The organism is Planococcus koreensis, from assembly GCF_004761975.1.
Taxonomy (GTDB): domain Bacteria; phylum Bacillota; class Bacilli; order Bacillales_A; family Planococcaceae; genus Planococcus; species Planococcus koreensis.
In genome coordinates this window covers 1-9,139 of sequence record NZ_RQII01000086.1, presented here as the reverse complement: position 1 = coordinate 9,139, position 9,139 = coordinate 1, and the positions used below count along the sequence as shown (strand labels likewise).

The window sequence follows — 9,139 nt, the reverse complement described above, 5'->3', positions numbered from 1 at the left end:
GCAAAATGATGCGCTTCAATGCTTGGCTATAGGTCATTCCCATTGAGACCGAAGCTTCCATTTGGCCGCTGTCCACCGCCAAAATGGAGGCGCGGAAAGACTCCGAAAGATATGCCCCTGCATTTAAACTTAACGCCAATACACCGGAAGAAATCGGATCCAAAGCAATCCCTATTTGCGGCAATCCGTAATAGATGACGAATATTTGAACCAGCAGCGGTGTTCCCCGCATAAGGGAAACATACGTATTCGCCACTTCATTTAACACTTTCACTTTCAGGATCCGGATGATGGCTGTAAAAAAACCAATCACCAAGGCAATAACGATGGAAATCGCTGCTAAGAAAATCGTCATTAATGTCGCTTTTAATAATGATGGCAATGAATCGATAATAATCGTAAAGTCCATAGTTCCTCCATTCAGACAAGCGCTATGATTGTCATTCCGATGAAATGAAAACTTCTTCTTTATAGTCAATATCGATTCCTAAACGCTTCAATTCATCAAGAAATGGCTGGAATCGATCCCGAATAATCAAGCTTTCAATCGGAATAACCCCTGTCTCGGTTATTTTCTTTGTCGCAATCAGTTTCGCTATAATGAGCGCTGGAAGCGCAGTCGTCTTAGCCATCGAGGTAATATCCCGTTGATGATCATATAAATCAACCATCTCCCATCGATGCTTTGTCCGCTTTCCGTCTTTTGTGCCCGTCACTTCCACCCGCAGGACGGTAATGTCCTCATGCGAATCCCCTTTCATTTTCGAAACCAGCACTTTCTCGGCAAAAGCACGAGGTGTGGTCACGATCCCTTCAAGCGCAATGGGTATGTCATCAAGAAAGCCGAGCTCACCAATCACCTTCATTTTTTCCCAGTGCCCGGGGTAGCGGACCGTTTTTTCATACAAATTTTTCACTTTTCCTTTTAACACGAAAGCCGTACTATGGCATCGGTGATTACCGTTTCACATAGCCCGACCGGTTCGGGGAAAGTGATTTCCTGCAGATTGGAAAGCGGCGCCAATTCGACAAGTTCCCCTTCTTCAATGGCCGTTGCCGGTTTCGTATACAGCCGCAATAAACTTTCGAGGCGGTAAACCACTTGATACCATAACGGTGGAATCGGGTGCATCGGAATTCCGCCGCACGTCATGACTGCCTCGTCCGCTTCATCCAAGAGGTCTATGCCTTGGGCCGCTAAGAAATTTGTAATTCCGGGTGCGACACCGCATCCCGGCACAATAATGACGCCTGCCTGCTTCGCTTGTTCGTTCAAATCCATTTTCTCCATGAACTGAGAGCCCACTAGATCCACTAAATGGCAATGGGAGGCAATAGCTGCTTTTATGGCGGCCAAGCTAAGGGAATGAGGAAGACAAGCTATAGCCAAGTCAGCGCCAGTCAATACGTGCGCAATATCTTCTTCTGTCTTTAACGCAGCTACTTTGCCGATCACTTTTGCGCTACCGGCAATGGCCAAGCATTTATCGATGCTGGCTTGATTAACATCCACAGCCGTAATAACGTCGATTTCCGGAAATTTACTCATTTCCGTCACTACCGTTGTGCCAATCATTCCGGTGCCCAAGACAAAGATATGCAAGCTTCTCACCCTCCTTCACCATGCTTTGCTTCAATTATAGGGAAAGCACAAAGGAATCAAAGATGTTCCTTTGGCCGCTTCCAGCCTCCGTCAATTTTCTAACGGCTCTGTGCCGAACCATTTTTTATAGATTTCATTGTATGTTCCATCTTCTTTCATTTCTCCCAGCGCCACGTTTACTTTTTCGATAAAATCGTCATTGCCTTTATTGACTGCCATACCGATTTCATCTTTATTTAGAATATCGCTTGCAATCTTGATCGGCAGACCCTCTTCTTTAATGTTGTAGCTGATCAGCAATTGGTCGTTGATGATGGCATCCAGGCGCTTGTTTGTTAAATCCTGGATATAATCACTGACCGCTTTGTATAATTTCACATCAGCACCTTCAACGCTATTCGCCACTTCTTCAAAAGTAGTTCCCCCGCCAACGCCGACTTTCTTCCCTTTAATGTCTTCAAGTTTCGTAATATCAGTCGTATCCTCACGCGTCACTAGCACCGAGCCCGTAATTACGTATGGATCCGTAAAATCGACGCTTTTTTTGCGCTCTTCCGTCACGGTCATTTGGCCGATGATGATATCGAATTTATCAGCTTTCAAGCCGCCGATCAGCCCGTCCCATTTCGTGGCAATAAAATTCGCTTCAACATCAAGGCGTTTGGCGAGTTCATTTGAAATATCGACATCGAATCCTTGGAACTCATCATTGTCGTCAAGGAAATTAAATGGCGGGTATGTTCCTTCAAATGCAACATTCAATTTTTTGGATTCTTCAATCCGGCTGAGGACAGTATCTGCTCCGCTTTTTTTCTCCTCTTGCGCCGTTTCTTCGGCATCCCCAGAACCACAGGCTGCCAACATACTGATGATTAATAAAAGAATGAACGACCACACAACATTTTTCTTCACCTTATTTTCCCCCTTCTTTTTTAGCACTGCTCTTTTCTTTTGATGTGGAAAAATAACATTCTGCCGATTTGCCCATGAAGCAAACCCATTAACGATAAATCGGAGAACATGAATGGATGGCTTTTACGAAGAAAAGATTTAACCGAAAAGATTATACAAGCGAGGGAGTTCGAACGTCATTTTTCTCTTCCTTTTTTTAGAAGTTATTCTCTCCATTATTCTTCAAAAAATACCAAAAGTCAATTTAACTTTCAGATTTTTCAGATAAAATTGATTATTTCAAAGCTCATTTGGAATAAACGAAATAGTTGGGGCTGTTTTAGGAAAAGAAAAAAAGCTTACCCTAAGGCAAGCTTTTCTCTCTAGAACTTTGTTAATTGACACCGAGCACTTCTCCCGGTGACGCTTTCGGCGTCCGCACATCCTGAAGCCAGCATGCCGCTGTATGGCCTTGCTCCACTTCGGTATCCTGCGGCGTATACGAATGGCACACTTTCATCGTATGCGGGCATCTCGCCGCAAAAGCACAGCCTTCGCCGAGCGTCGCGAGCGTCGGTGGAGAGCCGGCAATCGGCAATAGCGGCTGCCCTTTGTCTTCATTGAGCTTGGGCATCGATTTCAAGAGCCCCAGTGTATATGGGTGCTGCGGATTATAGAAAATCTGATCCAGCGTCCCTTGTTCGACGATCTTGCCGCCGTACATGACAGCAACACGGTCCGCCATATTGGCGACGACCCCAAGGTCATGGGTGATCAAAATAATGGCCGTGTCTGTTTTTTGCTGCAAATCTTTCATCAAATCCAGAATTTGTGCCTGGATGGTGACGTCAAGCGCAGTTGTCGGCTCATCCGCAATCAGTACTTTCGGATTGCAGGCAAGCGCCAAAGCGATGACGACGCGCTGGCGCATCCCGCCGGAGAACTGATGCGGGTAATTGTCCAGCCGCTGCTCCGCTTTCGGAATGCCCACCAATTTCAGCATCTCAAGCGCGCGGTCGCGTGCCTGTGCTTTCGTCATGTTCTGATGGCGCTGAAGGCCTTCCATGATTTGCTTGCCGACTTTCATCGTCGGATTCAGCGACGTCATCGGATCCTGGAACACCATCGAAATTTCGGAGCCGCGGATATCGGTGATTTCTTTGGCAGACAGGCTCAGCAGGCTCTTTTCGCCATAGAGAATATCGCCTTTGCTGATTTCGGTATTGTGTTTAGGCAATAAACGCATGATCGATTTCGCCGTCACGGATTTCCCTGAGCCCGATTCACCGACAATTGCCAGTGTCTCGCCTTTTTTCAGCTCAAAGTTGACCCCACGGACAGCAGTGACTTTCCCGGTTTGGGTCTTGAATGAAACATGCAGATTATCAACCGTCAAAATATTTTCTTTCATCGGATAGGACCCTCCCCTATTTTCTCATTTTCGGATCTAATGCATCGCGCAAACCGTCACCCAGCAAGTTGAAGCAAATCATAATCGTACTGATGACAAGCGCCGGGAAAATCAATTTATACGGGAAATACCTCATCGATTTATAGCCGTCTTCAATCAGTACGCCGAGTGATGCAAGCGGCGCCTGCAAGCCGAGGCCGATAAAGCTCAGGAAGGCTTCAAAGAATATCGCTGTCGGAATCGTGAACATGACCGTGACAATGATCGGCCCCATGACGTTCGGGAGCAGATGCTTCGTGATCAAGCGGCCGTTCGACGCGCCAAGCGTGCGGGAAGCCAAGACGAATTCCTGGCCTTTCAATTGCAGGATCTGGCCCCGCACAACCCGTGCCATGCCGACCCAGCCGGTGATGACCATTGCCAAAATGATGGAACGGACACCCGGTTCGAGCACCAGGATAAAGAGGATGATGACAATCAAGTTCGGAATCCCCATCAGCACTTCGATGATCCGCTGCATGACGTTATCCACCCGTCCGCCATAGAACGATGAAATCCCGCCATAAATCACACCGATAATCAAATCGAGTGCAGCTGCCACCACCGCAATGAATAAGGAGATTTGCGTACCTTTCCAGACACGCGTCCATAAATCGCGGCCGAATTCATCTGTGCCGAACCAGTAATTGGTTTCTACTTGGCGCTCAGCGTAGACATCTGTGCCCTGTGCATTCAATCCATTAAAGCCGAGCCATTCCAGCCCTTCCACTTTCGGCGGCATATTGGAATGCGCCAAGTTTTGTTCGCGGTAGGTGAATTCATTCATGCTCGGCCCGATCAGCGCCAAGACGATCAAGAACACCAATAGCACCAACGAAATCATGGCACCTTTGTTTTTAGCGAGCCGGTGGAACGCTTCTTTCCAGAATGACTGGGAAGGCGTGCCAATTTCTTCGCTTTTGCTTTGGTCAAGCGGCGATTTCACAAAAAGGTCGGCGGGAATGCCGTCCGACGTGTTGCCACTTTGCAATTCGCTCCCTTGCCTGCGCGGCAATTTTGCGTCTAGTTCTGTCATGCTGATTCCCCCCTAAAATTGATGCGGGGATCCAGGAATCCGTAGATGATGTCGACGACAAAGACGACAAAGATGAACAGCGCGCTATAGAAAATCGTGATTCCCATGATAACGCTGTAATCGAGCACCAGGATAGACAATGTGAATTGCTCCCCCAGCCCCGGCACCGAAAAGATTTTTTCAATGACCAGCGTACCGGTCATAATGGAAACCGCCAGAGGTCCAAGCATCGTAACAACCGGAATCAGCGCGTTGCGGATAACGTGCTTGACCACAACCTGCTTTTCGGTCATCCCTTTTGCGCGTGCAGTAATGACATAATCCTGGCCGATAACTTCAAGCATTTCACTGCGGATAAACCGCGCGACTGTCGCCGTTACAGTCACTGACAGCGCAATCGAAGGCAGCAGTGTGCTCGAATAGCCTTCCCATAGCGCGACCGGAAGCCAGCCGAGCTTAACGCCTACATAATACTGCAGCAAAGCTGCGAAGACGAATGACGGAATCGACATCCCCAAAACGGCAAGAGCCACAGAACCGTAATCGAAAAGCGAATTATGCTTCAATGCGGAAATGATGCCGAGCACCATGCCGACAATCGCTCCAATGATCAGCGCCTGCAAGCCGATAAATGCCGAAGGTCCGATCCGGCTGCTGATCATGCTTTCCACAGTCCGTCCTTCATGCTGAAAAGAATAGCCCAAGTCGCCTTGCACCAAGTTGCCGATATATCGGAGATACTGGATGCCAACCGGCTGGTCCAGCCCATATTTCGCATTCAATACTGCCATTTGCCCAGCCGTCAATTTTTCCGGGTTGGTGAATGGAGTTCCTGGAAGCAGCTGCATGAGGAAAAATGTTGCAGTAACAATGATAAAAAGCGTAATAATCATGTAACCAATCCGCTGGATCAGATACCGTTTCATAGGAACACCCCTATTTCTGTATGGTAAGTCTGTTCTGGATGAAAAAAATACGAGGGGCGCCGATTATCACTCGGCTACACCCTCGTATCTATAGCTGCATAATCTGCAAATTATTCTTCGATAGATGTCCACTTATAAGAGAATGTAGCACCAGTCGGGTGGACGATTAAACCTTTGATTTTATCTCTCATCAAGATAGCTGATCCATCTTGGTAAAGCGGTGCAATTGCAGCATCTTCTTCCAAGAGGATTTTTTCAATGTTCAACAGCATTTCGTAGCGCTTCGCAGCGTCAGTTTCAGTGCGTGCCTGTGATACCAAAGCGTCAAGTTCTGGGTTGTGGTAGTCCATGCGGTTAGCTGAACCGTCTTTCAACCACATATCCAAGTACGTCATCGGGTCGCTGTAATCCGGGCCCCATGAAGACAATGACAAATCGTATTCAATCGCTTTTTCGATTTCCAAGCGTTGTGCGAATGGCACTGCTTTGATTTCAAGCTTAAAGCCAGGAAGGTTTTCTTCAAGCTGTGCCTGAAGGTATTCTGCCACTTTTTTATGGTCGTCAGAATCTGAAATGTTGATCGATGCCGTTACATCTTCAACGCCAGCTTCTTTAAGGCCTTCAGCAAATAATTTTTGCGCTTCTTCAACTGTACCTGTGTTGAAATCGCCGTTCAATTCGCGGAAGTCTGTCCCATCCGGGTTTGTAAAGAATCCAGCTGGCACCACTCCGTTAAGAGGTGTAGAACCATCTTTTAGAATAACATCAGTCAAGCTCTTTTTATCGATTGCCATATTCACTGCTTGGCGGACTTTCTTGTTGCCAAGCACCGGGTGGTTATGATTGAAGCGCAAGAAAATCAAGCTTGGCTCCAAGATTGTATTGAAGTTCGCATCGTCTTTGAATTGCTCTACAGATTCAGAGCTTAGGTCGACGCGATCCACTTTATTTGTTTCGTACAAATTGACGCCAGTAGTTGAATCTTTTACAACATAAGCATTGATTGTATCCAATTTAACCGCTTCTGCATCCCAGTAGTCGGCATTTTTTTCGTATTTCCAGCCTTGCTCGTGCGTCCATTCAACTAATTTGAATGGCCCGTTGAACAATAGGTTTTCTGCTTCAAGCGCGTATTGATCGCCTTGCTCTTCAACGAACTTCTGGTTTTGCGGCAAGAATGTCGGGAAAGTCAACAACGATTGAAGCAATGGGTTTGCGCTTTCGAGCGTTACTTCCAATGTTTTTTCATCGATAGCTTTAACACCCAATTCCTCAGCATCCATTTCTTCGTTCATGATCGCTTCAGCATTTTTGATGCTTGCTGTAACGAACATGAAGTTATACGGGCTCGCATCTTTCATGACGCGTTTCCAAGCGTATTCGAAATCTTGTGCTGTAACCGGTTCGCCATTGCTCCATTTTGAATCACGCAATGTGAACGTATGTACAGTCTGGTCTTCGTTTTCTGTATGTTCCGCTACTAAAGCCTCGATCGGCTCATGATTTTCATCTTGGCGGTATAAGCCTTCGTTGACGTTGTTCAGCACAGTGAATGCTACGCCGTCGTGTGCTTTTGTAGAATCCATTGTCGGAATATCAGCAACAGCTGAAACATTCAATACTTGGCCCGCTGTTTCTTCGCCGCCTTCTGATCCTGTACCTTCTGAAGAGCTTTCAGAAGAGTTAAAGTTACATCCGGATAATATTAAGACGAATGACATTAAAACGAATAAAACCTGGGCTTTCATCTTTTTCCCCATTTTTCTACCCCCTGTGTTTTCTAATAATTCTTTTTAATCATAATAGTAATTTACAATTTAGGCAACAAAATATTTAAATTTTCTAAAATTAGAAATGCATGGTAACCTATAATTATTCAAGGAAAGGAACATATATATGACTTCGAAACCAATACTGCTCAGCGCTTCCATCTTTTCTTCAATTATTCTGTCATTTATGCTGTATACTCCGTGGAGCTTCCTCAAATGGCTGGATGCCGTATTCTTGGTGGGACTCGTTCTCCTTATGGCAGCGGCGGCAATGTCGCTTATCGAAGGAAAATTTTTCGAAGCGTTCATCCACAGCACAAAAAACTTTTTTGCAAAAGTAAATAAAAAAGAACAATTGATTCGGGAAAGCGAAAAACGTTCGTTTGAAAACCCCAGCTTCGATAAAGTGTTTCCGGCGCGGAAAAACTTTTTTATCATCGGCATGCTGTTAAGCGGCGGTTCGCTTTTACTTTCTGCTGCATTCTATTATTTTTAAGACGGTGAAACATAAACAGGCGGGAAAAACTCATTGAGTTTTTTCCGCCTGTTTTATGAATGGATTTAAAGGTTCTCCTGGAATCCTTTTTTTAGAGACCAAAAAAGCAGCTCTTCATCCGACCCTGTGCGGTGCATACCCAGCTTTTCCAGCACTTTAATCGATGCCGCATTGCTATGCGTACATTCGGCGATCACCCGCTCTACTTTTCCCGTATGAAACGCCCAGTCGATCAAGCCTCTGACCGCTTCTGTCGCAAACCCTTGATTCTGTGCTTCCGGTGCGATGCCGTAGCCGATTTCCACCACGCCGGCGCTATCTGGTGGTCCTTTAAAACCGGCGTCGCCTATGGTTTTTCCATTATCCCGGCGCACAACCATCCATACGCCCCAACCCAATAGCTCCGGCTTGTCTTCTAATTCTGCCACATGCATATTAATATGCGGTCCCATTTCGTATTGCGCGGCAAAATCGCTGTAATTTTCAGCCGTACACGGCATCAAATCCAATCGCTGTGTTTGAATTTTCATATGTTCTCCTCTTTATTCCCTCACCTAACGTAATGGTCTATCCATTATTCTCATTTAAATCGTGCAATGCTTTGGCCATGCGATAGTTTTTCAAGCGGACACCTCGCCGCTCGATCGTCTGGGGTTCAATGACCGTAAACCCGCAATGCTCAAAAAAAGGTTTCGCCGTTATGCTTGCTTCCACCTTCAGCTCCACCACTTTTTGCCGCCTCGCTTCTTGCTCGATTTCCCTAAGCAGCCGCCCTGCAATTCCCCGTCCTTGATAATCCTGGTGGACATACAAGCGGTCCAATTTTCCGTCCGCTGCCAAGTCGGCGAATCCGGCAAGCTTGCCGTCTTTCCAAGCGACAAATGTCTTGTTCTCAGCAAGAGAAACGCGCCATTGTTCCACCTTCTCTTGCCTCAGCGCTTCAGGCGCCCATGCAGCGAGCTGTTCCG

11 protein-coding genes are annotated in these 9,139 nt (G+C 46.6%); 1 reads left to right on the top strand and 10 read right to left on the bottom strand.

What is annotated here, in order from left to right; genetic code table 11:
* The 8 genes from EGV91_RS17035 to EGV91_RS17005 form a co-directional block, all read right to left on the bottom strand.
* Positions 1-409: amino acid ABC transporter permease (locus EGV91_RS17035; protein ID WP_135505854.1), on the bottom strand; the 409-nt coding region annotated here is incomplete at its 3' end.
* Positions 410-440: 31 nt separating this feature from the next.
* The gene (locus EGV91_RS17520) at positions 441-917 is read right to left on the bottom strand and encodes a saccharopine dehydrogenase family protein (RefSeq protein ID WP_338325064.1); all 477 of its coding nucleotides are present in this window, start codon (positions 915-917) and stop codon (positions 441-443) included.
* Between the two features lie 8 nt (positions 918-925).
* Positions 926-1,603: a saccharopine dehydrogenase family protein gene (locus EGV91_RS17515; protein ID WP_338325063.1), complete on the bottom strand. Its 678-nt coding sequence runs from the start codon at positions 1,601-1,603 to the stop codon at positions 926-928.
* Positions 1,604-1,693: 90 nt separating this feature from the next.
* Positions 1,694-2,515, bottom strand: a complete 822-nt coding sequence (locus EGV91_RS17025; protein WP_135505852.1) for a transporter substrate-binding domain-containing protein — start codon at positions 2,513-2,515, stop codon at positions 1,694-1,696.
* A 373-nt stretch (positions 2,516-2,888) separates the two neighbouring features.
* Complete coding sequence (locus EGV91_RS17020; protein WP_135505850.1) at positions 2,889-3,905, bottom strand: ABC transporter ATP-binding protein; 1,017 nt, start codon at positions 3,903-3,905, stop codon at positions 2,889-2,891.
* A 16-nt stretch (positions 3,906-3,921) separates the two neighbouring features.
* A complete protein-coding gene (gene opp3C / locus EGV91_RS17015; protein ID WP_135505849.1) occupies positions 3,922-4,980 on the bottom strand; it encodes an oligopeptide ABC transporter permease in 1,059 nt (352 codons plus the stop codon).
* On the bottom strand, positions 4,977-5,906 hold the full coding sequence (locus EGV91_RS17010) for an ABC transporter permease (protein WP_135505847.1): 930 nt from the start codon (positions 5,904-5,906) through the stop codon (positions 4,977-4,979). Before EGV91_RS17010 ends, opp3C begins: the two co-directional genes overlap by 4 nt.
* 110 nt (positions 5,907-6,016) lie before the next feature.
* Positions 6,017-7,666, bottom strand: coding sequence for a peptide ABC transporter substrate-binding protein (locus EGV91_RS17005; protein ID WP_135505845.1), 1,650 nt, complete (start codon positions 7,664-7,666; stop codon positions 6,017-6,019).
* Positions 7,667-7,802: 136 nt separating this feature from the next.
* On the opposite strand from EGV91_RS17005, the gene EGV91_RS17000 reads away from it, so the two are divergent.
* Positions 7,803-8,171, top strand: a complete 369-nt coding sequence (locus tag EGV91_RS17000) for a DUF3899 domain-containing protein (protein ID WP_135505843.1) — start codon at positions 7,803-7,805, stop codon at positions 8,169-8,171.
* 65 nt (positions 8,172-8,236) lie between these two features.
* On the opposite strand, the gene EGV91_RS16995 is transcribed toward EGV91_RS17000, so the two are convergent.
* Together EGV91_RS16995 and EGV91_RS16990 are read right to left on the bottom strand one after the other, a co-directional pair.
* The gene (locus EGV91_RS16995) at positions 8,237-8,701 is read right to left on the bottom strand and encodes a GNAT family N-acetyltransferase (protein ID WP_135505841.1); all 465 of its coding nucleotides are present in this window, start codon (positions 8,699-8,701) and stop codon (positions 8,237-8,239) included.
* Positions 8,702-8,738: 37 nt separating this feature from the next.
* On the bottom strand, positions 8,739-9,139 hold a 401-nt coding region (locus tag EGV91_RS16990), incomplete at its 5' end, for a GNAT family N-acetyltransferase (protein WP_135505839.1).